At 61.7% G+C, this 24,319-nt stretch carries 25 protein-coding genes; 16 read left to right on the top strand and 9 right to left on the bottom strand.

Features of this window, described 5'->3' with window-relative positions; all coding sequences use genetic code 11:
* Positions 1-5 precede the first annotated feature (5 nt).
* Together maiA and JFT44_RS13990 are read left to right on the top strand one after the other, a co-directional pair.
* A complete protein-coding gene (maiA, locus tag JFT44_RS13995; RefSeq protein ID WP_057958338.1) occupies positions 6-650 on the top strand; it encodes a maleylacetoacetate isomerase in 645 nt (214 codons plus the stop codon).
* Between the two features lie 67 nt (positions 651-717).
* Positions 718-2,073: an aromatic acid/H+ symport family MFS transporter gene (locus tag JFT44_RS13990; protein WP_057437836.1), complete on the top strand. Its 1,356-nt coding sequence runs from the start codon at positions 718-720 to the stop codon at positions 2,071-2,073.
* A 77-nt stretch (positions 2,074-2,150) separates the two neighbouring features.
* Here JFT44_RS13990 and JFT44_RS13985 read toward each other — a convergent pair whose 3' ends face one another.
* Positions 2,151-2,954 carry a SirB1 family protein gene (locus JFT44_RS13985; protein WP_057437838.1) on the bottom strand — a complete coding sequence of 268 codons (804 nt, stop codon included), beginning with the start codon at positions 2,952-2,954 and terminating at the stop codon, positions 2,151-2,153.
* A gap of 185 nt (positions 2,955-3,139) precedes the next feature.
* Between JFT44_RS13985 and JFT44_RS13980 the strand changes: the two genes are divergently transcribed.
* Positions 3,140-4,180: a Glu/Leu/Phe/Val dehydrogenase dimerization domain-containing protein gene (locus JFT44_RS13980; RefSeq protein WP_057958339.1), complete on the top strand. Its 1,041-nt coding sequence runs from the start codon at positions 3,140-3,142 to the stop codon at positions 4,178-4,180.
* Between the two features lie 32 nt (positions 4,181-4,212).
* Here the strand turns inward: JFT44_RS13980 and JFT44_RS13975 are convergent, their stop codons facing one another.
* On the bottom strand, positions 4,213-4,473 hold the full coding sequence (locus JFT44_RS13975) for a YebG family protein (protein WP_003188807.1): 261 nt from the start codon (positions 4,471-4,473) through the stop codon (positions 4,213-4,215).
* Between the two features lie 429 nt (positions 4,474-4,902).
* Between JFT44_RS13975 and JFT44_RS13970 the strand changes: the two genes are divergently transcribed.
* The 3 genes from JFT44_RS13970 (at position 4,903) to JFT44_RS13965 (ending at position 6,097) form a co-directional block, all read left to right on the top strand.
* Positions 4,903-5,232 carry a DUF6124 family protein gene (locus JFT44_RS13970; RefSeq protein WP_164844828.1) on the top strand — a complete coding sequence of 110 codons (330 nt, stop codon included), beginning with the start codon at positions 4,903-4,905 and terminating at the stop codon, positions 5,230-5,232.
* Between the two features lie 66 nt (positions 5,233-5,298).
* Complete coding sequence (locus JFT44_RS28665; RefSeq protein ID WP_081044175.1) at positions 5,299-5,487, top strand: antitoxin; 189 nt, start codon at positions 5,299-5,301, stop codon at positions 5,485-5,487.
* A gap of 160 nt (positions 5,488-5,647) precedes the next feature.
* Positions 5,648-6,097: a phosphate-starvation-inducible protein PsiE gene (locus tag JFT44_RS13965; RefSeq protein ID WP_032857668.1), complete on the top strand. Its 450-nt coding sequence runs from the start codon at positions 5,648-5,650 to the stop codon at positions 6,095-6,097.
* 1 nt (position 6,098) lies between these two features.
* Here JFT44_RS13965 and JFT44_RS13960 read toward each other — a convergent pair whose 3' ends face one another.
* The 3 genes from JFT44_RS13960 to JFT44_RS13950 all read right to left on the bottom strand — a co-directional run bounded on the left by JFT44_RS13960 (position 6,099) and on the right by JFT44_RS13950 (position 9,412).
* Positions 6,099-6,416 (bottom strand): DUF3509 domain-containing protein, encoded by a 318-nt coding sequence (locus JFT44_RS13960; RefSeq protein WP_057444533.1) that lies wholly within the window; start codon positions 6,414-6,416, stop codon positions 6,099-6,101.
* A 269-nt stretch (positions 6,417-6,685) separates the two neighbouring features.
* A complete protein-coding gene (locus JFT44_RS13955) occupies positions 6,686-7,975 on the bottom strand; it encodes a serine/threonine transporter (protein WP_057437841.1) in 1,290 nt (429 codons plus the stop codon).
* 60 nt (positions 7,976-8,035) lie between these two features.
* Positions 8,036-9,412 carry an L-serine ammonia-lyase gene (locus JFT44_RS13950; protein WP_198818078.1) on the bottom strand — a complete coding sequence of 459 codons (1,377 nt, stop codon included), beginning with the start codon at positions 9,410-9,412 and terminating at the stop codon, positions 8,036-8,038.
* Positions 9,413-9,550: 138 nt separating this feature from the next.
* Here JFT44_RS13950 and JFT44_RS13945 point away from each other — a divergent pair, with 138 nt between their 5' ends.
* Both JFT44_RS13945 and JFT44_RS13940 read left to right on the top strand, forming a co-directional pair.
* Positions 9,551-10,498, top strand: coding sequence for a LysR substrate-binding domain-containing protein (locus JFT44_RS13945; protein ID WP_057437845.1), 948 nt, complete (start codon positions 9,551-9,553; stop codon positions 10,496-10,498).
* Between the two features lie 212 nt (positions 10,499-10,710).
* Positions 10,711-11,118, top strand: a complete 408-nt coding sequence (locus JFT44_RS13940) for an HPF/RaiA family ribosome-associated protein (protein WP_057437847.1) — start codon at positions 10,711-10,713, stop codon at positions 11,116-11,118.
* Between the two features lie 123 nt (positions 11,119-11,241).
* On the opposite strand, the gene fecA is transcribed toward JFT44_RS13940, so the two are convergent.
* The 3 genes from fecA to JFT44_RS13925 form a co-directional block, all read right to left on the bottom strand.
* Entirely contained in the window at positions 11,242-13,587 is a 2,346-nt protein-coding gene (fecA, locus tag JFT44_RS13935; RefSeq protein ID WP_057958343.1) for a TonB-dependent Fe(3+) dicitrate receptor FecA, read from the bottom strand.
* A gap of 90 nt (positions 13,588-13,677) precedes the next feature.
* A complete protein-coding gene (locus tag JFT44_RS13930) occupies positions 13,678-14,622 on the bottom strand; it encodes a FecR domain-containing protein (RefSeq protein WP_057958344.1) in 945 nt (314 codons plus the stop codon).
* The gene (locus tag JFT44_RS13925; protein WP_057958345.1) at positions 14,619-15,107 is read right to left on the bottom strand and encodes a sigma-70 family RNA polymerase sigma factor; all 489 of its coding nucleotides are present in this window, start codon (positions 15,105-15,107) and stop codon (positions 14,619-14,621) included. The genes JFT44_RS13930 and JFT44_RS13925 overlap by 4 nt, the downstream gene beginning before the upstream one ends.
* A gap of 211 nt (positions 15,108-15,318) precedes the next feature.
* On the opposite strand from JFT44_RS13925, the gene JFT44_RS13920 reads away from it, so the two are divergent.
* The 8 genes from JFT44_RS13920 (at position 15,319) to dacB (ending at position 23,388) form a co-directional block, all read left to right on the top strand.
* Entirely contained in the window at positions 15,319-15,621 is a 303-nt protein-coding gene (locus JFT44_RS13920; RefSeq protein ID WP_057958346.1) for a DUF3649 domain-containing protein, read from the top strand.
* Complete coding sequence (locus JFT44_RS13915) at positions 15,618-17,192, top strand: PepSY domain-containing protein (RefSeq protein WP_120731693.1); 1,575 nt, start codon at positions 15,618-15,620, stop codon at positions 17,190-17,192. The genes JFT44_RS13920 and JFT44_RS13915 overlap by 4 nt, the downstream gene beginning before the upstream one ends.
* Positions 17,192-17,518, top strand: a complete 327-nt coding sequence (locus JFT44_RS13910; protein ID WP_057437857.1) for a DUF3325 domain-containing protein — start codon at positions 17,192-17,194, stop codon at positions 17,516-17,518. Before JFT44_RS13915 ends, JFT44_RS13910 begins: the two co-directional genes overlap by 1 nt.
* 7 nt (positions 17,519-17,525) lie before the next feature.
* Positions 17,526-18,104 (top strand): RNA polymerase sigma factor, encoded by a 579-nt coding sequence (locus JFT44_RS13905; RefSeq protein WP_057958348.1) that lies wholly within the window; start codon positions 17,526-17,528, stop codon positions 18,102-18,104.
* Positions 18,101-19,078: a FecR family protein gene (locus JFT44_RS13900; protein WP_198830815.1), complete on the top strand. Its 978-nt coding sequence runs from the start codon at positions 18,101-18,103 to the stop codon at positions 19,076-19,078. The genes JFT44_RS13905 and JFT44_RS13900 overlap by 4 nt, the downstream gene beginning before the upstream one ends.
* Before the next feature lie 102 nt (positions 19,079-19,180).
* Positions 19,181-19,330, top strand: a complete 150-nt coding sequence (gene ykgO / locus JFT44_RS13895; RefSeq protein WP_020297337.1) for a type B 50S ribosomal protein L36 — start codon at positions 19,181-19,183, stop codon at positions 19,328-19,330.
* A 110-nt stretch (positions 19,331-19,440) separates the two neighbouring features.
* Positions 19,441-21,864 carry a TonB-dependent receptor gene (locus JFT44_RS13890; protein ID WP_198830814.1) on the top strand — a complete coding sequence of 808 codons (2,424 nt, stop codon included), beginning with the start codon at positions 19,441-19,443 and terminating at the stop codon, positions 21,862-21,864.
* Positions 21,865-21,933: 69 nt separating this feature from the next.
* Positions 21,934-23,388: a D-alanyl-D-alanine carboxypeptidase/D-alanyl-D-alanine-endopeptidase gene (gene dacB, locus JFT44_RS13885; protein ID WP_198830813.1), complete on the top strand. Its 1,455-nt coding sequence runs from the start codon at positions 21,934-21,936 to the stop codon at positions 23,386-23,388.
* 31 nt (positions 23,389-23,419) lie between these two features.
* Here the strand turns inward: dacB and JFT44_RS13880 are convergent, their stop codons facing one another.
* Complete coding sequence (locus JFT44_RS13880) at positions 23,420-24,295, bottom strand: helix-turn-helix domain-containing protein (protein WP_198830812.1); 876 nt, start codon at positions 24,293-24,295, stop codon at positions 23,420-23,422.
* Positions 24,296-24,319 lie beyond the last annotated feature (24 nt).

The raw sequence follows: 24,319 nt of genomic DNA, 5'->3' as shown, positions 1-24,319 counted from the left end.
AGGGGATGGAGCTCTATACCTACTATCGTTCCACGGCGTCTTATCGGGTGCGCATCGCCCTGGCGCTCAAGGGCCTGGACTTTACCGCGCTGCCGGTCAACCTGCTGGTGCCCAAGGGCGGCGCCAACCGCCAGCCCGAGTACCTGGCGATCAACCCCCAGGGCCGTGTCCCGGCGTTGCGTACCGACGAGGGCGAACTGTTGATCCAGTCGCTGGCGATCATCGAATACCTGGACGAACGTTATCCACAGGTACCGCTGCTCGCCAAGGACCTGGCGGCCCGCGCCCATCAGCGTGCAGTGGCGTCGATCATCGGTTGTGACATCCACCCGCTGCACAACTCCAGCACTCAGAACCTGCTGCGTCAGTGGGGGCATGACGAGGCGCAATTGCTGGAGTGGATCGGGCACTGGATCAGCCAGGGCCTGGGCGCCGTGGAGCAATTGATCGGTGACCAGGGCTATTGCTTCGGTGACCAGCCAGGGCTGGCGGATGCGTTTCTGATCCCGCAGTTGTATGCGGCAGAGCGCTTCAAGGTGGCGCTGGAGGGTTACCCGCGAATCCAGCGTGTCGCGGCATTGGCGGCCAAACACCCCGCCTTCATCCAGGCCCACCCCTCCAACCAACCTGACACACCTGACACCCCCTAGATCCATGTGGGAGCTGACTTGCCAGCTCCCACAAGTGATACCCCATAAAAATAAAAAGGTCCTTGCGATGCACAATCAGATTGCCAGCTTTCGCGCGGCACTCGACGCCCGTCCGGTGTCGCGCTACCAGTGGTTGATTCTCCTGTTGTTAGCGTTGTTGCTGGTCACCGATGGTTACGACGCCCAGGTGTTGGGTTACGTGGTCCCGGCCCTGGCCCAGGACTGGGGCCTGGAAAAGGCCGCCTTCGGCCCGGTGTTCAGTGCCAACCTGCTGGGGCTGACCTTGGGCTCCCTGGCTGTGACGCCCCTGGCCGACCGTTTCGGCGTGCGCCGCATCCTGCTCGCCTGCGTACTGATCTACGCCAGCCTCACGGTGCTGATGGTATTCGCCAATTCCCTGAATACCCTGATGGCCGCGCGCTTTATCTGCGGCATTGGCATGGGCGGCGCGATGCCCAGCGCCATGGCCTTGATGTCGGAATATTCGCCACCGCGTATGCGCACGTTGATGGTGACGCTGGCGGCCTGCGGGTTCTCGTTCGGTGGGGCAGCAGGTGGTTTTGTCGCGGCGGGGTTTATCGATAGCTTTGGCTGGCAGGCGGTGTTCCTCGCCGGTGGCGTGACGCCGTTGCTGCTGTTTCCCTTTCTGGTATGGCTGCTGCCTGAATCCTTGCCGCGTTTGTTGCGCGATGCACCGCCCTATACGCGCCTGCAGAAAGTCACGGCGCGCATGCTGCCCGGTTGGCAGGCACCGGCAGCCAGCGAAGAACAGAATCGCCAGGAGCAGGGCAGCAAGCTGACTGTCGTGGAGTTGTTTCGTAATGGCTATGCACGGCCGACGCTGCTGATCTGGTCGACCTTTTTTGTCAGCCTGATCCTGCTGTATTTCATGATCAGTTGGTTGCCGTCACTGCTGCTGGAAAGTGGCATGGCCTTGAACAAAGCCAACCTGGTGACCTCGATGTTCCTGTTCGCCGGCACCCTGGGCGCGATTGGCATGGCCTGGTTTGCCGACCGCCTGAAAAGCAAAGTGCGCCTGCTTTCCGGTGTATTGGCGGCAGCGGCGGTGTGCACGATTCTGTTGGGGCTCAACCATGACAACCCGCGTTACCTGGTGGCGTTTGTGTTTGCGGCGGGCTTTTGCATCATCGGCGGCCAGTTGACCCTCAATGCATTTGCCAGCAACTTCTACCCGGCCCATGTACGTGCCACGGGCACCGGCTGGGCACTGGGTGTCGGGCGGTTTGGTTCGATCCTGGGGCCGTTGTTTGGCAGCATGCTGCTGGCGATGCACGTGCCGGTGCAGCAGATTTTCTTCTTCTGCGCGATTCCGGCGGTGATCGCCGCGTTGTTGATCATTCAGGTGCGCTCGCCCGAGGCCAAGGCGCCGGTTGAGATCCTTCAGCACCCGCTTGAATCCTGAGGGGCAACCCCCTTACTTGTGGGAGCTGTCGAGCCCCAGCGGGGCTGCGATGGGGGCGGCGCGGTTCAAGGTCTCCGTCAATGCACCACCGCCCCAGGCGGCAAATGCCCCAGCCGCTCCGTCAGGCGCAGCCGCTGCACCGGGTCTTCACTGAGCAACAGCGCATGCTCAAGATCGAAGCGCTCGGCATTCGGGCAATCCAGGTGCTTGTACAGACTGGCCCGCGCCAGATAGTCGGCGGCGCTGGCGTCGCCCAGCTCCAGCACGCGCTCGGCGTCGATCAGCGCCGCCAGGTGATGGTCATTGGTCAGGTGCAGTTGCCGCAGGTTGCGCGACAGCCGCTGCAGGATCAGTCGCGGCTCGGCGCTGCGCAGGTGTTCGGCTTGCAGCTTGAGATTGGGGCCGTACTGGCGTTGCAGCAGTTCGCGGCAGTCGTTGGGGTACAGCCGCCGCCCGCCGCAGGGGTCGAGCAAATGATCGGCACCGCTTACCCGCAGCAGGAAGTGCCCCGGAAAATTGACCCCCACCATAGGGATCTCCAGGCGCCGCGCCAACTCCAGGGCGATCAGGCCCAGGGCCAGGGGTTGTCCACGGCGGCGCTGCAACACCTTGTCCAACAGGGCGGCGGCGGGGCGCAAGGGGGTGAAGTCATCCTGGGCGAACCCCAGGTCATTCATTATCCGCAGCAACGGCTGGCCCAGCTCATCGGCCGGCAGCAGCGGCATGCCGAGGCTGACTTGCTGTTGCAGCACCGTGAAGTCAGCCAGGATCGCCTGCGGGTCCACGGCAGGGTCGTGCTCGGCAGCGATCCATAACGCGGCTTCAAACAGCGCCGGAGGCGAGCGGTGCAGGCATTCGAAAAAGGCTTGGCGGGGATTCATTGCATTCTCCGTCGGATGTCCCGTTTTAGCCTTGCCAAGAACTTTCGTCCAGCTTCTTGAGAACCGGCCTACCTGGATATGTCGCAAAGCCTGTAATTACGGGCTGCTTATTCCTGCACGCTCCGGCAACCTTTTCCCGGCAGCCTATACTTGGCGACTACAAGAAGTGATTCGGGAGCTTGACGATGTTTGCTCTCATGCACAGCACCCGCCTTGAATCCCTGCACCTGAGCGTTGACCCGGTGACCGGGTTGAAGGCGGTCATTGCCATCCACAGCAGTCGCTTGGGGCCGGCCCTGGGTGGCTGTCGCTACCTGGCCTACCCCGACGATGAAAGCGCCGTGGCCGATGCCGCGCGCCTGGCCCAAGGCATGAGTTACAAGGCCGCGCTGGCCGGTCTGCCGGTGGGCGGTGGCAACGCGGTGATCATCCGCCCGGCCCATGTGGAAAGCCGCGCCGCGCTGTTCGAAGCTTTCGGCCGGTGTATCGAGCAGCTCGATGGCCGCTATATCACCGCCATCGACAGCGGCACCTCTGTGGCCGACATGGACTGCATCGCCCAGCACACGCGCTTTGTCACCAGCACCACCGCCGCCGGCGACCCGTCACCCCATGCGGCCATGGGCGTATTCGCCGGCATCCGCACCGCCGCCATGGCCCGCCTGGGCAGCGACAACCTGGAAGGCCTGCGTGTGGCAATCCAGGGCCTGGGCAACGTCGGCTACGCCCTGGCCGAACAGCTGCACGCCGCTGGCGCCGAATTGCTGGTGAGCGATATCGACCCTGGCAAAGTGCAACTGGCCATGGAGCAACTGGGCGCCCACCCGATTGCCAACGAAGCCTTGCTCAGCACCCCCTGCGACATTCTCGCGCCGTGCGGCCTGGGCGCCGTCCTCAACCGCCAGAGCGTCGCCCAACTGCGCTGCGCCGCCGTGGCCGGCTCCGCCAGCGCGCAACTGACCCACCTGCAAGTGGCCGACCAATTGGAGGCGCGTGGGATCCTCTACGCACCGGACTACGTGATCAACTCCGGCGGCCTGATCTATGTCGCCCTCAAGCACAACGGCGCGGACCTGGCGACCATCACCGCGCACCTGTCCAACATCGGCACCCGCCTGACCGAAATCTTCGGCCACGCCCAGGCCGAAAAACGCTCACCTGCCCGAGTGGCCGATGAGCTGGCCGAACGGCTGCTGTACGCCGAGCCCTTATTAAAAAGGCCCTGAATCAATGATTCAGGGCCTGTTCAATTCGGGCTTTATTCCGCCGCCGGGTTCAGCAACTCGGACAACGCATCCGGCTGGCTCTTGAACGCCTTGGCAAACACATCGCGATTCTTCGCCATGTAGATCCCGGCTTCCTCCACCTGCTGCTCGCTCAGGGACGGCACGGCTTTTTGCAACACTTCTGCGAGCAACTCAGCGAGTTCAAGCATCTTGTCATGACGGTCAGCTTCGGCTTTATCCATGAACAAACGCTCCAGATCTCGGCTGCTGCGGTATACCACTTCGACGGCCATTCACCACCTCACATGCCTTCACGATAGTTTTCTATTGCGACTACTGTATTTATATACAGCTAAAAGGATAAGCCAATCCATGGGGTTTGGGTAGCAGCTTTTTAATGTAGTTGGGAAATGGGGGTTTGCTACAACGGAAATTTCTGACAACTTGCCGGGGTTGCGCTGGATTTGTCCGGTGGCTTACCTTCCTCGGGCGCTGCGTATGCAGCGAGTGGGCTTGGCGGCCCGGTAGAAGATAGCGCAACGACCCCCAACAAGATTGCTGGCGTTTTAACGCCTGCTTTCCTATGTCATGGCGGGTTGCGCAGGGACCCTTCGGGGTGCTGGGTTTCTTCTTACCGGTCCGCCAACCTTGTGCAATCCGTCACCCAATCTGCTTGGCGGCAGACGGCGGTGGATCTCCATTCGATCAAGAAGAGATACGCCATGAAAAAGAACTCCCCCAACCCCCCAGACAACTCACGCAATGACGCTCGGCTGCAAGCGGCTGCCAATCGGGCCATTGATCACTACTTGCGGTCTGAATCGCTTCAACCTGCTCCGGAGCCCCCCGCGACGCTTTTCAGCGTAACGCCTCGGGCTGACACGCAAACCTTACTGGTCAACGCCAGCGAAACCTTGAATAGCGCCCGTGAAATGGCAAGCACACTGGCTTTTGATCTTGATGGCTCACAGCGCAGCTTGCTGTTGGCAATTCACCAGTTGGTGGAGATGGGTGGTTTACTGGTTGACCGCGCGCTAGAGCAGGTGGCATAGGCCGATCCCAATACACAGGAGCTGGCAAGCCAGCTCCTACAAAATCGGCATAGGCTTTGAATTTTTATCGAGACTTCTTTTCCCTCAGATATCCCCGCAGATACCCAAGAGCCCGCCGCCAGTTATGACCGCTGGTTCCGTTCCCAGGTGAACGCTGCCCTTGATGATCCAAGCCGTGGCGTCCCTCATGATCACGTCATGGCAGAAATGCGGGCGCTGATTGACGCCAGGGTCGCAAGACATTCAATTGATTGAAGTGCCTCATATCAAGCCGCCATCATCTCACTCTGCAATCCCTGGCCTTTTTTCTGCATGCCTAACTATCGTCACGCCGAACGGGCATTATCCGATCCGCCGTGAGGCACGACGCAGGTATTGGCCGGGTTGGCTATTTTTTAAACAGTGGTGGTGAGCAATGACAGAAATGAAGTGGGCCGACAAAGTGCGCAAAAGCCTGCACGCGAATGCAGATTCCCTGGGCAACCTGGCAGTGGAGGCGTTTCACTATCTGGCGCTTTTTGGTATCGGTGCAATCACCGCCTATGCGGCAATAATGACCTTTATCGACATGTTGCAAAAAGGTGGTATCAGCGTTGATGACATCCTGCTGCTGTTTATCTACCTGGAGTTGGGCGCCATGGTGGGGATCTACTTCAAGACCAACCACATGCCCATCCGCTTCCTGCTCTACGTGGCGATCACGGCGTTGACCCGCCTGCTGATCGGCGACGTGTCCCACCACAATGCCCCGGACCTGGGCATCATTTACTTGTGTGGCGGGATTCTGTTGTTGGCGTTCGCCATCCTGGTGGTGCGTTTTGCTTCGTCGCGCTACCCATCGGTCAAGGAAAAGTCCGAATCCTGAGTCAGAGCCCGGCCGCGATGGGCGGCCGGTTGCTCGGCGGGCGCTGCAGCAGTTTGTGACTGTCGCCGTCGGTCATCACTGCCAAAATCTCCATGGCGCTGTGCCCTTGTTCAATGGCAATGCCAAATTGCACGCTTTGCACCAGGCGTTTGAGGCGTTGCGGGTCGTTGCGTTGTTCGGCGCTGATCATGCGTTTGGCGACCACGCCGCTGTCGTCGGAGAGGGTCAGCATGATGCTGCCGTCCAGGCGCTGGATGCTCAGGTTGACCCGGTATTGGGGGGCGAACGTGTCGGTGATCAGTTGAAAAGGATTGTCCATGGTGCGTTACCGCCTGATAAGAACATGCACTGATTGACGACCGGTATGGCGATTGGTTCGTGTTGCCTGACCACCGGTCGCAAGCTCCGTTTTCCTTCAGTGGGTGTACAGCAAGGGGCGTGCCGTACAGCTATCTTTCTGACGACGAACTGCCCCTGTGGGAGCGGGCTTGCCCGCGATTGCGGTGGATCAGCCAACCATTCAGTGACTGATACAGCGCTATCGCGGGCAAGCCCGTTCCCGCAGGTTGATCTGTGCAGTGAGCTGTTTCAGGGCACCAGCGAGAAAATGACCGCCGACAGCGCAATCAGCCCCACCAACACCACAAACACATTCGACACCTGGCCCGAATACTGGCGCAGCGATGGCACGCGGCGGATTGCGTACATCGGCATCAGGAACAGCAAGCACGCGATGATCGGCCCGCCGAGGGTTTCGATCATGCCCAGGATGCTTGGGTTGAACGTGGCCACGGCCCAGCAACTGAGGATCATGAACACCGCGGTGCAGCGTTCCAGCCAGCGCGCCGACAAGGTGCGGTTGCGCCCGCGCAGGGTTTTGACGATCAGGCCCTGGAAGCCTTCGCTGGCGCCGATGTAGTGGCCGAGGAAGGATTTGGTGATGGCCACCAGCGCGATCAACGGCGCCGCGTAGGCGATGACCGGGGTCTGGAAGTGGTTGGCCAGGTAGGACAGGATCGAAATGTTCTGCGCCTTGGCGGCGGCAAGATCAGCCGGTGACAGCGCCAGTACGCAACTGAAGCAGAAGAACATCACCGTCAGCACCATCATGCCGTGGGCCGTGGCCAGGATGCCGCTGCTCTTGCGTTCGGCTTGGGCGCCGTACACGCGTTTCTGGTCCACCGCAAAGGCCGAGATGATCGGCGAATGGTTAAACGAAAACACCATCACCGGAATCGCCAGCCACAGGGTCTTGAAGAACACCGGCAGGGGCATGCCCTCACTGGCGGAGGCGAAGAACGCGCCGTTCCAGTTGGGGATCAGGCTTACGGCCAACAGCAGCAAGGCGGCGACGAACGGGTAGACCAGCACGCTCATGGCCTTGACGATCACGCCCTGGCCGCATCGCACAATGGCCATCAGGCCGAGGATCAGCACCAGAGACAGGATCGCCCGTGGCGGCGCAGTCATGTGCAGTTGGTGTTCCATGAAACTGCCGAGGGTGTTGGTCAGCGCGACGCTGTACACCAGCAGGATCGGGAAGATGGCGAAGAAGTACAGCAGGGTGATCAGCTTGCCGGCGCCGACGCCGAAATGTTCTTCCACCACGTCAGTGATGTCGCCGGATTTGCCCGACAGCACAAAGCGCGTCAGCCCACGGTGGGCGAAGAAGGTCATGGGGAAGGCCAGCAGCGCCAGTACGATCAGCGGCCAGAAGCCGCCGACCCCGGCGTTGATCGGTAGAAACAGAGTGCCAGCACCGATGGCGGTACCGTAGAGGCCCAGCATCCAGGTGGTGTCGTGTTTGCTCCAGCCGGTCGTTACGGTTTGCGTGACAGCAGCGGGATTTTCGGCAGCAGGTGTACGTACATCGGTCATCGTTATTGCCTCATTATTATTTTTGCGCGGGCTCACGTAGGGGGCAGGTAGCAGTGCTCCTCAGCACTCCACCCAGCTGACCGCCAGGCCGCCCCGTGAAGTTTCTTTATATTTGTCATGCATATCGGCGCCGGTATCGCGCATGGTGCGGATCACCCGGTCGAGGGAAATGAAGTGTTTGCCGTCGCCACGCAGGGCCATTTGTGTGGCGTTGATGGCTTTGACGGCGGCGATGGCGTTGCGCTCGATGCAGGGCACCTGGACCAGGCCGCCGACGGGGTCGCAGGTCAGGCCGAGGTTGTGCTCCAGGCCGATTTCGGCGGCGTTTTCCAGTTGCTCGGGGGTGGCGCCGAGAATATCCGCCAGGCCCGCGGCGGCCATGGCGCAGGCCGAACCGACTTCGCCCTGGCAGCCGACTTCAGCGCCGGAGATCGAGGCGTTTTTCTTGCACAGGATGCCGACGGCGGCTGCGGCCAGGAAGAAGTTGACTACATCATCGTCGGACGCGTCGGCATTGAACTTCATGTAGTAGTGCAGCACTGCCGGAATGATCCCGGCTGCACCATTGGTCGGTGCGGTGACCATGCGCCCACCGGCGGCGTTTTCTTCGTTGACGGCGAGGGCGAACAGGTTGACCCACTCCATGGCCGACAAGGTCGAGGTGATCACATTCGGTTTGCCGATTTCCAGCAGGCTGCGGTGCAGTTTTGCGGCGCGGCGCGGCACATCCAGGCCGCCGGGCAAGATGCCTTCATCACGCAAGCCTTGCTCGACGCACTCGCGCATTACCGACCAGATATGCAGCAGGCCACTACGGATTTCTTCAGCGCTACGCCAGGCGCGTTCGTTGGCCATCATCAATTCAGAGACACGCAGGCCATGCTTGTTGCACAGGGCCAGCAGTTCGACGGCGCTGGAAAAGTCGTAGGGCAGTTCTACATCGCTGGTGGGAGCAATACCCGACTCGGCCTCGGCCGCCTCAATGATGAAACCACCGCCCACCGAGTAGTAGGTCTGTTCGCTCAACAGGCCGTTTGCCCCGTAGGCATGCAGGGACATGGCGTTGGGGTGGTAGGGCAGGCTTTCTTCCAGCAACAGGAGATCGTGCTGCCAGTTGAAGGCAATTTCTTTTTGGCCTGCAAGCATTAACCTGGAGGATTCGCGCAACTGTTGGATACGCGGCCCGATCGAGGTGGGGTCAACCCGATCTGGCCATTCGCCCATCAACCCCATCACACACGCGCGATCGGTGGCGTGGCCCACGCCGGTGGCAGACAGCGAGCCGTACAGGCGCACTTCCACGCGTTGGGTGTGCTCCAGCAATTGTTGGTCGGTGAGGGACTGGGCGAAGGTTGCCGCAGCCCGCATAGGGCCCACGGTATGGGAGCTGGATGGACCGATGCCCACCTTGAATAGATCAAAAACGCTGATAGCCATGCTAAAGCCTTACAAGCTATGGAGTAGGAAATCGCTGCCATGTTTTGTAGGACAAGCGGAAGAGGCGCGATACTGAGCCTCTAGATCGGCACTGACCAACGAATTATCCTAAGACACCCTTTAGCAGGACTAAACTCTATGGCTCGCCCCCTGCATGCCCAGACCTATGTCTGGTTGCACGTATTTGCCTGCGCTGCACGGCATTTATCCTTTACCCGTTGCGCCGAAGAACTGCACATCACCCCTGGGGCGGTCAGCCAGCAGATTCGCCAATTGGAGGAGCGTCTGGGCTTTCGCCTGTTCCATCGCCGGGCGCGTGGCGTGGAGTTGAGTGCCGAAGGGCAGCGGCTGGCGACCACGGTAAGCGAGGCCTACGGCAGCATTGATGCCGAGTTGCAGCGCCTGGATGCGGGGATGATCAGCGGCACCCTGCGGCTGCGCTCGATTCCGTCCTTTCTGGGCAAATGGTTGACGCCGCGTTTGCCGCGTCTGCAGCAGCGTTTCCCGGATATCCAGTTACGGTTGGTGGCCGAGGACAGCAGCATTGCCCTGCACGAAGGCGACTTTGACCTGGCCATCGACCTCAACGACGGCAGTTATCCCGGTTTGTTATCCACAGCCTTGCTCGACGAGCAGATATTCCCGGTGTGCGCGCCAAGCCTATTGCGCGGGCGGCCGCCGCTGCACGGTCCGGCCGACCTGGCCCACTTCCCGCTGTTGCACGACATCACGGCCTGGCGTGGGAGTTATGAATACGCCGAGTGGGAGTTTTACCTGAATGCGATCGGCTATCCCGACGCCGACGTGCGACGTGGGCACACCTTTAACCGCAACCACCTGACCATCGAGGCGGCGATTGCCGGCATGGGCGTGGCGATTGCCCGGCGCACCCTGCTCAATGACGAATTGGAGCGCGGCACCCTGATAGTGCCATTCGGCCTTGCGGTACCGAATCACAAGCGCTACGTGCTGCTGTATGCGCCAGGCGCACTGAACCATCCCGGCGTGCGTGCGGTGCATGATTGGCTGGTGGAAGAGGCGGGGATTTTTCGCGGATTGCACCCCTTGGGAGAGGGGCAATTGTGAGGAATTACGCAGGTAGGTGGGGATACCCAACTCCCGACGATAACAGCGCTTTGGGCGGCTGTCAGGCTTAATTTGTAATGTGGGATTTATCTTTGCATAGGGGTTGAATTGTTCCTTCAGGTGCTCAATTGTGTAGTTAAGAGGTCATGGTTTCACCGCATCGGTGTTGCAGTGGTGATCTCTGGCGAGCTAGCTGAAATAAGGGAAACACTATGCAAATCCAAGTCAACAGCGACAACCATATTGAAAGCAGCATCCGACTGGAGGAGTGGGTACGTACTACCATTGAGAGCACGCTCGAACGTTATGAAGAAGACCTGACCCGCGTCGAGGTCTACCTGCGGGATGAGAACGGCGATAAGCCGGGCCCCCATGATTTGAGTTGCCGCCTGGAAGCGCGGCCAAAGGGTCATCAACCGATTTCGGTCATCCATAAAGCCGACACCCTGGAACAAGCGATCGACGGGGCGGCCACCAAGCTGGATAACGCGCTGGAACATCTGTTCGGCAGACTGCAAGGCAAGCCGCGTGCAGAGAAACGCACGCCCAACAACCAAGTCGATGAAGCCGGGCTTGAAGAGGAATTCCTGGAAAACGAACAGGCTGCGCTTAACAGCTGATTGCTGACTGTTTTTCAACCCCATACAAAACGGGCCTGCAGATGCAGGCCCGTTTTTTTTGTGGCTGATAGGTATCAAATGTCGGAGCTGGCCAGCAGTGTATTCAGGATCTTTGCCGGCCCGTCAGAACGCGACTGAGGTCTGCACATACACGGTGCGCGGTTCTCCCACGTATTTGCCCTTGTTGTTATCGTCAAACGAACGGGTGAAGTACTGGGTGTTGAAGATGTTTTTCACCCCCACCGCCACATTCAGATCCGACAACTGCGGGCCGAAGTCGTATGCCGCGCGGCTGCTGAACAGCATGTAGCCGGGGATGCGCCCATTGCTGCCATCCACGCTTTCGGCCTGGGTGTTGGCGTTATCGGCGAATTGGCTGCTCTGGTAGGTGCTGTCCAGGTTCAACTTCCATTGACCTTCGGTGTAGCCCACGCCCAGGGTACCTTTGTGCTTGGACGAGAAGGGCACGCGGTTGCCTTTGTTCGGGCCGTCTTCGCGGATGGTTGCATCGACATAGGCGTAGCTGGCGTACACATCAAAGCCAGCCAGCGCCGGGCTCAAGCCGTCGAGGGCGTAATTGACGCTGGACTCGATACCCTGGTGCCGCGTTTCGCCCCGGGCGATCACCGAGTCGTTGGTCTGGTTGCTTTCGTACTGGTTGTCGAAGTTGATCAGGAACGCGCCGATTTCTGCGCGCAGCGCGCCATTGTCGTAGCGCGTGCCGACTTCCCAGGTGCGGGCCTTTTCTGGCTTGACCGCACCGCTGCTCACACGGTTGGGCATCTGGCTGTACTGCACGCTGCCGAAGGAACCTTCGGTGTTGGCGTACAGGTTCCAGTCGTCGGTCAGGTGATACAGCACGTTCAACGCCGGCAGGGCGGTGTTGTAGTCACCCTTGTATTTGACGTCGGTCAGGTTGTTGGTCTGCTGGGACTTGATCATCTCGTAGCGGATGCCCGGGGTCACGGTCCATTTGCCGATATCGATCCGGTCGTCGATAAAGAACGCGTTGGCTTCGGTGCCACCCCGGGTGTCGCGGTCGTTGCGGCTGTCGGTGTTGGGCAGTTGCTGGTTGGCGCTGATCGGCGTGCGGTAGCGCAATTCATGCCCGGCCTCGTTGATGTAGCGGTAGCCCACGCCCACCTCGTGGCTGCTCGGGCCGAGGTCGAAGCCTTGGGCCAGGCGGGTTTCCAGGCCGCGTACCCAGTATTCGCGCGGCGACAGCGAAAGGAAGCTGCCCTGGTCCAGATAACCGCTGCGCAAGGTCTTGGTAAAGAAGCTGTTGACGGTGAATTCCCGGCGATCTTCCTGGTAGCGATAGCCTACGTTGAACATCGTACGGCGGCCCCAGAACTTGTCGTAGGGCCGGGTGGATTGATACGGGTCGGCCTTGTAGGCCGCCGTGCTCAAGCCACCGGGCATATCGGCCTGACCCTCGTAGTACTGGGCCATGGCATTGAAGCTGTTGGCTTCGTCCAACTGGTAGTGGCCCTTGAGGATCAGGTCGTCGATTTGGGTGTCGCTGTGTTCACGCCAGTCACCGCCGCGGGTGCCGGAATACAGCAGCGCGCCGCCCAGGCCATTGTCGGCGGTGCCGCCGGCCAGCAGGTTGCCGGTGGTCTTGAAGCCATCGTGGCTGGAAGACGGGCTGGTCTCGGTCTGCAGGCCGCCCTTGACCGTCGGTGCATCGGGAATTGCCCGAGTCACGAAGTTGACCACACCGCCGACGTTCTGCGGCCCGTAGCGTACCGCGCCACCGCCGCGCACCACGTCCACGGCATCCATGTTGCCCATGCTGATGGGCGCGAACGACAGCTGCGGCTGGCCATACGGCGCGAAAGGCACCGGAATGCCGTCCATCAATACCGTCGAGCGCGACGCCAGGCGCGGGTTGAGCCCGCGAATGCCGAAGTTCAGCGCCATGTCGTGGCTGCCGGTGCCGTTGTTTTCCGGCGCGTTGACCCCGGGAATACGGTTGAGCACGTCACGGGCCTGGGTTGCGCCCTGGCGCTCGAATTCTTCACGACGGATCACATCACGGGCGCCGGGGTGTTCGAACACATTGATCTGCGCCGCATCGCCGAGCCAGTCGCCCACCACATTGGAGGTGCCCAGCTCCAGGGGGGCCGGCGCGTTCAGGGGTTGTAGGCTATAGGCATTGTCACCTTCGGCGCGGGCTTGCAGGCCGGTGCCCTTGAGCAATGCGTTCAAACCTTGCTCGGTGGTGTAGTTGCCCCGCAGGCCCTGGCTTTGCGCGCCGGCAGTCACTTCGGAGCCAAACGAAATCAGCACGCCAGCCTCACGCCCAAATTGATTCAATGCCGCTTCCAGAGACGCCGGGGCGATGTGATAAGGCTTGGCCTCGGCCGCCAGGGCGTAAGGCAGGGCGCTGAAACTGAGGCTGGCGCCCAGCAGCAAGTGGCGCAGCGTACGGGCAAGTGGCGTCAGGCGAGTCGGTTGCTGGGGCATGAAGAACGTTCCTCAGAGGTGGGAAACAGGGTGGCTTTCCCTCTCTGTCACGCGAGGTACGGAAAACGGCTCACGGGTGTCGAAAATAATTCAGGCGCGGGCTTCGACGCTGACCCAATAGCGGGTAAACCGCCGCACTTTAACCGGCAGGCTGATTTGCAGCAGGTCGAGGATGCGCTCGCTGTCGTCCAGCGGGTAGCTGCCGGAGATCAGCAGGTTGGCCACCTGCGGATCACACTGCAATTGGCCACGGCGATAACGGCTCAGTTCCTCGAGGAAATCTGCCAGGCGCATGTGCGATGCCACCAGCATGCCGTCGGCCCAGGCACCCGTGTTGGCATCGGTGAGGCGCGGGGTATCCCAACCTTTGCGGGTGAGGTTGACCTGGTGGGATTTTTCCAAGGGCAGGGGCAGGCCGCTGTAGGACCTGGGTGCAATCTCCACCTGGCCATCCAGCACCGCGACCTGGGTGTGATCGTTGAACTGACGCACATTCACCTGTGCCGCCTGGGTGCTGACGACGCCCTGGCCGGTGATGATCTGCAACGGGGTGCTGGTGCGCAGCAATATCTCGCCTTCGAGCAGGCGGATCAGGCGCTGTGGGCCATCGAATTGCACATCCACCGCACTGGCAGTATTGAGTTGCAGCTGGCTGCCGTCGGCCAGTTGTACCTTGCGGCGCTGGCCGAGGGGGCTGCGATAGTCGGCGGTCAACGGCGGGATCAAGTGCTGCTGGCGCAAGCCCCACGTAGCCGCCGAGCCGACGCCGAGGATCAGCAGCAGTTTCAGGGCCTGGCGCCGGCTGCTGGATTGCGGTGCGTTCAACGCCGCATGGGCCAGGGGCGAGGGCATGCCGCGCAGGCGTTGGTTGACCCGCTGAATATGCTCCCACGCCCGTTGATGCTCGCTGTGGGCCTCCAGCCAGTGTTGCCATTTGGCCTGTTGGCGCGGGTTGAGCGGGCCTTGCTGCATTTGCATCAGCCACTGCACCGCCTGTTCGGCGACCTGGGTCGAGAAGTGTGTGGTGGGGTTCATAGGGCGAAATAGCAGCGCATGGCCGCTTTGTTCAGATGACGTTTGACGGTGGCGATGGAAATACCCAGTTCGGCAGCGATTTGCGCGTAGGTCAGGCCATCGAGCTGGGCCAGCAGGAAGGCGCGTTTGACCAGCACGGGCAAACCGTCGAGCAGTTGGTCCAGCTCCATCAGGGTTTGCAGGATGATCGCCCGCGCTTCTTCCGATGGCGCAGCAAGTTCAGGCATTTGCGCCAGGGCGTCGAGGTAGGCGCGCTCCAGGTCCTGGCGGCGGTAGTGGTTGAACAGCACGCGCTTGGCGATGGTGGTGAGGAAGGCGCGGGGCTCGATCAACGTCGGGGTTTCGCGGGCGCTTAACACCCGGATGAACGTGTCCTGGGCCAGGTCGGCGGCGCTGTGCGGGCAGCCGAGCTTGCGTCGCAACCAGCCGGTCAGCCAGTGGTGATGGTCGTGATACAGGACTTCGACGGTATTGGACGGCCGCAACGCGAACACTCCGGCAGCATCTGCATGCTTTAGATAACGAGAATTGTTCGCATTGTAGAGTGGCCAGGTGGCATTCGGCAATTAGCACAGGACCGATAGCCGTTTTAAAGTCGCCACAAGACCCTGTGGGTGTTGGCTTCATCCGTTCTCTTTTGCTTATAAGAATAATTATCATTAAACTCCCGCCCCTGATAAACCAGGTGCCACTGGCATGAAAAGCAAAGCATCACTTCCTGTTTCCTATCGTCTCGGCGTGACGTCGCGGCTGCTGGCGGCTGTGGTCGGTGGCTATGTGCTGGCGTCCCTGGCCAGCGTGTGCCTGACCTTGTGGCTGCCAATCTCCCGCGCCGATGCGGTGGTCAGCGGCATGCTCAGTTCCTTTGTGTTCTACCTGCTGGCAGTGATCTGGTGTTTTGCCTGCCGCAGTGCCGCCCGCGCCTGGTTTGGCGTGCTGGTGCCCTGCGCGATACTGGCCACCCTGGCAGGCCTGGCCTATTGGATGGCGCGCCCATGAAAGAGGGTTTCCGTCAGGCCATGGCCTGGTTGCACACCTGGGCCGGGTTGATTTTCGGCTGGTTGCTGTTCGCGATTTTCCTCACCGGCACCCTGGCTTACTTCAAGGGCGAAATCACCCACTGGATGCAGCCGGAAGTGCCCGCCCATGCGGTGGACGATGCGCGCAGTGTGGCCGTGGCGCAAAGCTATCTGGAACAGCACGCCCCCACGGCGGCGCGTTGGTTTATCGGCCTGCCCAACAGCCGCGACCCCGGTTTGTCGGTGATGTGGCAAGACAAGGTCGACCCTGGCCGGCGCGGCAATTTCATTGAGAAAATGCTCGACCCGGTCTCCGGCGAGCAACTCCAGGCCCGGGAAACCATGGGCGGCGAGTTCTTCTACCGGTTCCACTTCCAGTTGCAGATGCCTCACCCGTGGGGTCGCTGGTTGTCGACCATTGCGGCGATGGTGATGTTCGTCGCGCTGATCACCGGGATCATCACCCACAAGAAAATCTTCAAGGACTTCTTCACCTTCCGCCCGCGCAAGGGCCAGCGCTCCTGGCTCGATGGGCACAACGCGGTGGGCGTGCTGGTGCTGCCGTTCCACCTGATGATCACCTACAGCAGCCTGGTGATCTTCATGACCATGGTCATGCCCGCCAGCATCCTTGCGTCCTATGACGGCGATACCCGCGCCTTCTTCAATGAACTGTTCCCGGCCACCAACAACGCACCGGCCCTCGGCCAGCCGGGCAAGCTGCTGCCCTTGGCGCCGCTGGTAGAACAGGCACGGGCGCAGTGGGACGGTGGGCACGTGGGGCGGCTGGCGGTGAACAACCCCGGCGATGTGAATGCCGCAGTCAATGTCTCCCGCGCCGGTTCTGACCGGGTGGTGCATGATTTCGGCAGCACCGTGTCCTTTAATGGCTCCACCGGCGAACTGCTGCGGGTCAGTGCCGAGCAGTCGCTGCCGATGGCAATCGGTGGCAGTTTCTACGGCCTGCACATGGGGCACTTCGCCGGCCCGCTGCTGCGCTGGTTGTACTTTATCTGCGGCCTGGCGGGCACGGCGATGATTGGCACCGGCCTGGTGATCTGGCTGGGCAAGCGTCAGCTCAAGCATGTAAAGACCGGGGTGATGCCGTTTGAATTGCGCCTGGTGGAAGTGCTGAATATTGCCAGCATGTCCGGGCTGGTCATCGCCATTGCCGCGTTTTTCTGGGCCAATCGCCTGCTGCCTGTGAGCTTCGCCGAACGCTCGGACTGGGAAGTGCAAAGTTTCTTTATCGCCTGGGGCCTGACCCTGCTCCATGCCATGTTGCGCCGTGGCCGCCGTGCCTGGATCGAGCAACTGGGCCTGGGCGCCGTACTGTTTATGGCGGTGCCGCTGCTCAATGTGCTGACCACCTCCGAGCACCTGGGCGTGTCAGTGGCCAAGGGTGATTGGGCCATGGCCGGCTTTGACCTGACCTGCCTGGGCAGCGGCCTGTTCCTGGCCTGGGCTGCCTGGAAAATGCAGCACCGCAGCGCCGCCCAGCCCCGGGCCGAGCGCGCCCGCCCACTGACCCTCAAAAGCGAGGTGCACTGATGTTGCTGGCCTTGTTGCTGTGCTATGCGGGCTTTGTTGCACTGTGCCTGTCCCTGGACCGTCACCATGGCGAGTTGCTGCACAGCAAACCTTCGCCACGACGGCGCCTGGGGTTGCGCGTGGGCGGTTGGTTGTTGCTGGGGCTGTCGATCTGGCCGGCGGTACACATGGCCGGCTGGAGCCGGGGCCTGGTGGACTGGTGCGCGGTGCTGATGCTCAGTGGGCTGTTGCTGGTGCTGCTGTTGCCGTATCGGCCAAGGCTGGCCCTGGTTCTCGCAGGCGTCGGCCTGCTGGTCAGCCCCGTTGCGGCTTTCGCGACCCTCTGAGCGCCTTTTGATGATCACCACGCCGCCCGAGTCCCAGGATCAGCCCCACGCAGAAGCGTCGGGCGGGCGCGCACATTTCCTGCAGGTATTTTTGTCCCAGCGTTCACAGATGGAGGCGTTGGTCAGCCGCCGCGTAGGCTGCCGGGCGACGGCAGCGGACCTGGTACAGGATCTGTTTCTGCGTTTCTGGCGCCGGCCCCTGGTGCAGGTCGAAGAACTCAGCACCTACCTGCTGCGCTGCGCCGGCAATATCGCCATCGACCACCTGCGCAGCGAAAACGCGCGGGTGCGCGGCACTGAAGGCTGGATGCCGGAGCAGCACGACCATCACAGTTCCGAGCCCCAGGCCGCGCTGGAAGCGGGCAACGATCTGCGCCATGTCGAAGCGGCGCTGCGCAGCTTGCCGGAGCGTACGCGGCAGATCTTTTTGCTCAACCGCATCCACGGGCGCAAATACGCAGAAATCGCCAAGGCCATGGGCCTGTCCCAAAGTGCCGTGGAAAAACATATGATGCGCGCCCTCGAGGCCTGCAAAGCCAGCCTTCGGCAAGCCCATCCGCCACGCTCGCCAGGGAAAGCACCGTGAACGTCACCCCGACACCCGCCCAGGAACAGGCCGCCCTGGCCTGGCTCAGCCTGCTGCACGATGCGCCGAGCAGTGGCGACCAGGCTACCTTCAGCCACTGGTTGCGCGCCGACCCGGCCCATGTCGAGGCGTATGCCCAGGCCCAGGTGCTGTGGGAACTGAGCGAAGTCCCGGCGAGCACTCTGGCTGACGAAGACGCGTTGGCCTTGCAGCGTTACCTCAAGGCCATGGACGGTGCGAAAGGCTCCCGCATGCGCCGCTGGTCTGCAGCGCTGGCAGTGGCGGCGTGCCTGGTGCTGATGGTGTCGCTGGGCGCGGGGTGGCAGCCGCAGCGCTGGGTCGATGACCTGGGCGCCGATTACGTCAGTGCGCCGGGTGAAGTCAAAACCGTGACCCTGGCTGATCAAAGCCAAGTCACCCTGGATGCCGACAGCGCGATTGCCGTGGATTTCAGTCACGGCGAGCGGCATATCCAATTGCGCCGCGGTGCCGGTTTTTTCAGCGTGGCCCACACCGGGCAAGCCTTTGTGGTGCACGCCGACAGCGGCGAAGTGCGGGTGCTGGGCACCCAATTTGAAGTGCGTCTGCAACCGGCGGGCGCCCAGGTGACGGTGCTGTCGGGGCGGGTAGGGGTTACGCCGTCGGCCCAGGGTCCTCAGCAAATACTGACGGCAGGCCAGCAAGTGGCCTACGCCGAGGGTGTGGCTGATGAGCGGCATGCGGTGGACAGTGAATCGCGCCTGGGCTGGCGCGATGGCTGGCTCAACTACTACAAGACCCCGCTGGCCGATGTGGTCAAGGACCTGGGCCGTTACTACCCCGGCCGCATCCTGCTGCTCAATGACGAACTCGGCGCCCGCCGGGTCAGCGGCAGTTTCCCGAGCAAAGACCCCGAGGCGGTGCTCAAGGCATTGCAAGCGGTGCTGGGCTTTGAGCAGCACAGTGTGTTGGGGCGGTTGATCGTGGTCCGCTAAAAACCAGCCCCACAGGAATCGTGAACGCCTGAAGAGAAAGTTGATAATTATTCTTATTTGCATTTATGATATGTTATTACATTCATGCAAAGGAGCCACCCTATGAAAGTCCTGTCCTCCCTCAAAGAAGCCAAGAACCGTCATCGCGACTGCCAGATCGTCAAGCGTCGGGGGCGGATCTATGTGATCTGCAAATCCAACCCACGCTTCAAGGCCCGGCAGGGCGGGGCGAAAAACAAGAATAAAGGCTGATGTTGAAATTATTTTCAATTTCACCTGAGGTAAAACCCCACGCCATCCGTGTAGTGCTTGAAACTGCGATCAATTCGCATTAACAGCGTTTTCTACACGGGTTCTCAAGCATGAAGTCCAGGGCAAAATCGGCGGTAGGCGGTTCGGTTAAACAGTGGCTGGGTGCCTCCCTTCTGGCCGTTTCAGGCCTGGCATTACAACCCCTGAGCCTGGCGCAAGCGGCGCAGGAGCAGAGCGCAGTCTTCAGCTTTGCGCTGCCGGCCAAGCCGTTGCCCCAGGCCCTGAGCGATTTCAGCCGGGTGACCGGCATCAGCGTGGTCTACACCGACGAAGCCCCCTACACCCTCAACGCCCCGGCCGTCAGTGGGCAGATGAGTGCCGCCCAGGCTCTGCAGCGCCTACTGGGCAACTCCGGCTTGACCTTCCGCCAGATCGACGCCCGCACCCTGGCCCTGGAACCGCTGCCTAGCGAAGGTGCGGTCAACCTCGGCGCCACCACCATCAGTGGCGTCAACCAGCAGCAAACCACCAGCTACCAGCCACCGCCCACCAGCTCGGTGATGCGCTCCCAGGGCTTGCTGCTGGAAACCCCGCAAACCGTGAACATGGTGCCGGCCCAGGTGATGCGCGACCAGGTGCCGCGCAACCTCGACGATGCCTTGGCCAACATCAGCGGCATCACCCAGACCAACACCTTGGGCAGCACCCAGGATGCGGTGATGCTGCGTGGCTTTGGCGACAACCGCAATGGCTCGGTCATGCGCGACGGCATGCCCGTGGTGCAAGGCCGGTCGCTGAACGAAACCGCCGAGCGCGTCGAAGTGCTCAAAGGCCCGGCATCGTTGCTATATGGCATCCAGGACCCGGGCGGGGTGATCAACATTGTCAGCAAGAAACCCGAACTGACCCAATCCACCGCCTTGACCGTGCGTGGCTCGACCTATGGCAGCGGCAAGAACGGCAGCGGCGGCAACCTCGACACCACCGGCCCGTTGGGCGACAGCGGCCTGGCTTACCGCTTGATCGTCGACCATCAGGATGAGGACTACTGGCGCAACTTCGGCACCTATCGCGAAAGCCTGATCGCGCCGTCCCTGGCCTGGTACGGCGACACCACCCAGGTGCTGCTGGCCTACGAGCACCGCGAATTTCTCTCGCCGTTCGACCGTGGCACGGCCATCGACCCCAAGACCAATCACCCGCTTAACATCCCTGCCACGCGCCGCCTGGATGAGCCCTTCAACAATATGGAAGGCCGCTCGGACCTGTATCGCGTCCAAGTCGACCACGACCTGAACGACGACTGGACGGCCCACTTCGGCTACAGCTGGAACCGCGAAACCTACGACGCCAGCCAGGTGCGCGTGACTAAGGTCAATGCCAATGGCACCTTGACGCGCAACATGGACGGCACCCAAGGCGCGCTGACCACCGACCGCTTCACCACTGTGAGCCTTGAAGGCAAGGTGGACGTGGCCGGCATGCGCCATGACCTGGTATTCGGCCTGGATGACGAGTACCGCAAAATCTACCGCGCCGACCTGATCCGCCAGGCCAGCCGCAGCGTGTTCAACTACAACGACCCGGTGTACGGCCGCGAAGTGGCGGGCACCAACGTCAGCGCGCCGGACAGCAACCAGACCGACCTGCTGCGCAGCGATTCGGTGTTTTTCCAGGACGCCATTCACCTCACCGACCAGTGGATCCTGGTCGGCGGTGCGCGCTTCCAGGCATACGACCAATACGCCGGCAAGGGCCGCCCGTTCACGGCCAACACCAACAGCAACGGCCAGAAGTGGGTACCTCGTGCCGGCCTGGTGTATCGCTACACCGATGAGCTGTCGTTCTATGGCAGCTACACCGAATCGTTCAAACCCAACTCCACCATTGCGCCGCTGGACAACAAAATGGTGATCGACGGCAGCATCGCCCCGGAACAGTCCAAATCCTGGGAGCTGGGGGCCAAGCTCGATATGCCGGGGCGTATTACCGCTAACGTGGCCTTGTTTGATATCCAAAAACGCAACGTGCTGGTGTCGATCACCGAGGGCGCGACCTCGATCTACAGCGTCGCCGGCAAGGTGCGCTCCCGGGGCCTGGAAATGGACCTGAGTGGGCAGTTGACCGACCAGTGGAGCCTGATCGGCAGCTATGCCTACACCGATGCCGAGGTCACCGAAGACCCGACCTACAAAGGCAAGGGCCTGCAGAACGTGGCGAAAAACTCCGGCTCTGTTTCAGCCGTGTACGACTTCGGCACTATCGTCGGCGGCGACCAACTGCGCGTCGGTGCCGGTGCGCGTTATGTGGGCGAGCGGGCTGGCGATGCCCTCAACAGCTTCGACCTGCCGGGCTACACCGTGGCCGATGCGTTTGCCACCTATGACACCAAGGTCGACGGGCAGAAGGTCAAGTTCCAGCTCAATGTGAAGAACCTGTTTGACCGTACCTACTACACCTCGGCCGTCAGCCGCTTGTTTGTGTCCATGGGCGATGCGCGCCAGGTGTCGTTGTCCAGTACCCTGGAGTTCTGACCGTCGGCGATGACGCTGGCGGCCTGAGCTGCTAGCGTTGCGCTCTTTGATGATTGCCGGGACGGTTTGATGCAGTTGGGACGATGGATACACACCAGCGCCATGCTGGTGGGCGTGAGCCTGTTATTGGGTGGCTGTGCCACGCCTTCGAAAACCGGCGAACAGGCCCTGGACCAATTGTTGGCTGATCCTGCCTTGGCGGGTGCCAGTGTTTCGCTGATGGTGCGTGATGCTCGCAGCGGCAACACGCTGTACCAGCACAACCCACGCACGCGGCTGGTGCCGGCCTCCAGCCTGAAACTGCTGACCACTGCGGCGGCCATGGATGTACTGGGCCCGCAGTATCGGTTTTCTACGCAGTTGCTGAGCAATGGCAGCCAACAGGGCACGCGCCTGCTGGGCAACCTGTACCTGCGGGGGCTGGGTGACCCGACGATCCAGTGGGCGGATTACCAGGCGCTGGCGGCGAGCCTCGCCGCCCAGGGCATCCGGCAGGTCCAGGGCGATATGGTGTTCGATGACAGCTGGTTCGACGCCGAGCGCTTGGGTGTGGATTGGGCCCATGACGACGAAGACAAGTATTACGGCGCGCAGATTTCCGCGCTGACCGTGTCACCCAATGCTGATTTTGATGCGGGCACCTTGATCGTCACGGCCAAGGCGCCCACAACGGTCGGCCAGTTGGTGAGTGTCACCCTGAGTCCGCCCACCGACTATGTACAGCTCAGCAACCTGGCCGTCAGCGGCCCAGGCAATAGCTATGGGCTCAATCGCCAGCATGGCAGCAACCTGCTGCGCCTGAGCGGCGCGTTACCGCCGGGCAAGCAAAGCCGCCAATGGGTCAGCGTGTGGGAGCCGACGCAACTGGTGGCCAATCTGTTTGCCCAGGCCTTGGCGGAGCAGGGGATCAGCGTGCAGGGGCGGCGGGTGATCGGTGGTGTGAGTCCGGCGACCGCCACTGTCCTGGCAACACACCAGTCGGCACCGTTGCAGGAGCTGATCAGGCCCTTGCTCAAACTGTCCAATAACAGCATGGCCGAAGCGCTGCTCAAGGCCATGGGGCGCCAGCAGGCGAATGCTGGCACGGCGGCGGCCGGGGTTGCGGCGGTGGCCGACTTTATCAAGCGCCAGGGCCTGGCCCCGGCAACATTAAGCCAGGTGGATGGCTCGGGTTTGTCGCGACGTAATCTGGTGTCGGCGCAGAACTTCACCGACCTGTTGCTGGCCATTAACAAGCAGCCGTGGTTCAACGCCTGGTACGACGCACTGCCCATCGCCGGCAACCCGGACCGCCTGGACGGCGGCAGCCTGCGTTACCGCCTGCGCGGGACAGCGGCGCAAAACAACCTGCAGGCCAAGACGGGGTCGATGGGTGGGGTGTCTTCGTTGACGGGCTACATCACCGATGCGGGTGGGCGGCGGTTGGTGTTTTCGATGCTGACCAACAACTATGTGGTGCAGGGGAGCCGGATCAAGGCGCTGGAAGATCGACTGGCCGTGGTCCTGGCACAAAGCCTCGATTGAAACCAGAACGCATTGGTTTTGTGTAAGGCCTCTAGGGCTGGAACGCCTGCCGGTATTCCCCCGGTGTCGCTCCCATTGCCTGGCGAAACCGGTTGGTAAAGTGGCTGGCGCTGGAAAACCCACACGCCAGGGCAATTTCCCCCAGCGGCAGTGAGCCGCTGCGCAACAGGGCCTGGGCCCGGGACAGGCGGCGGGCCAGTAAATATTGATGGGGCGGCAGGCCAAAGCTTGTGCGAAACATCCGCGCGAAGTGGTATTCCGACAAGGCGCACAGCCCCGCCAGTTGCCCAAGGCTGATCGGCTCGGCCAGTTGCTGGTCGATGTACTCCACCAACTGCCGGCGCTGGTGCGCCGCCAGGCCGCCCTTGAGTCGCAACCCCTCACGCAGGCCGACCTGGCTGAGCAGGGTATGGTTGAGCATTTCAAAGGCCAGGCTGCTGGTCAGCAAGCGTTCTGCCGGTTCCTGCCAATTGAGGCGGATCAGTTGATGAAAACGTCGCGCTTGCTGTTCGTCTTCCAGAAAGGTGCTTTCGCGCAGTTGCAGGGCGCGGGGTTCACGGTCCAGCAGGGTGACGCAACCCAGGGCAAATTGCTCGGGGCTGAAGTACACATGGGCCAGGCGGATTTCACCATTGATCACCCAGGCCGACTGATGCTCGGCGGGCAGGATGCACAGCTTGTCGGGGCCGCCCTTGGTGCCGGGCTGGTTGCGCCGGAAAGTGCCGGTGCCGCCGGCCACATAGCAAGACAAGGTGTGATGGCTGGGCGCCTGGTAATCCTGGGCGTCGTGGTGGTTGCTCCACAAAGCTGCAGACAAGCCGTCCCCAAGCTCGGCAGACAGCTCCAGGCGAGCGTTGGGCGAGCTGTTCAGGGCTTTGAAGACTTGCAGGTTTTCCAGTGCAGACATGGGGCTCTCTCCGACGCCTTGCAT

This window comes from Pseudomonas sp. MF5691 (assembly GCF_016405645.1).
Lineage (GTDB): Bacteria > Pseudomonadota > Gammaproteobacteria > Pseudomonadales > Pseudomonadaceae > Aquipseudomonas > Aquipseudomonas shahriarae.
Note: the sequence above shows the minus strand (reverse complement) of the source record. Positions and strands in the feature narration are given on the sequence as shown.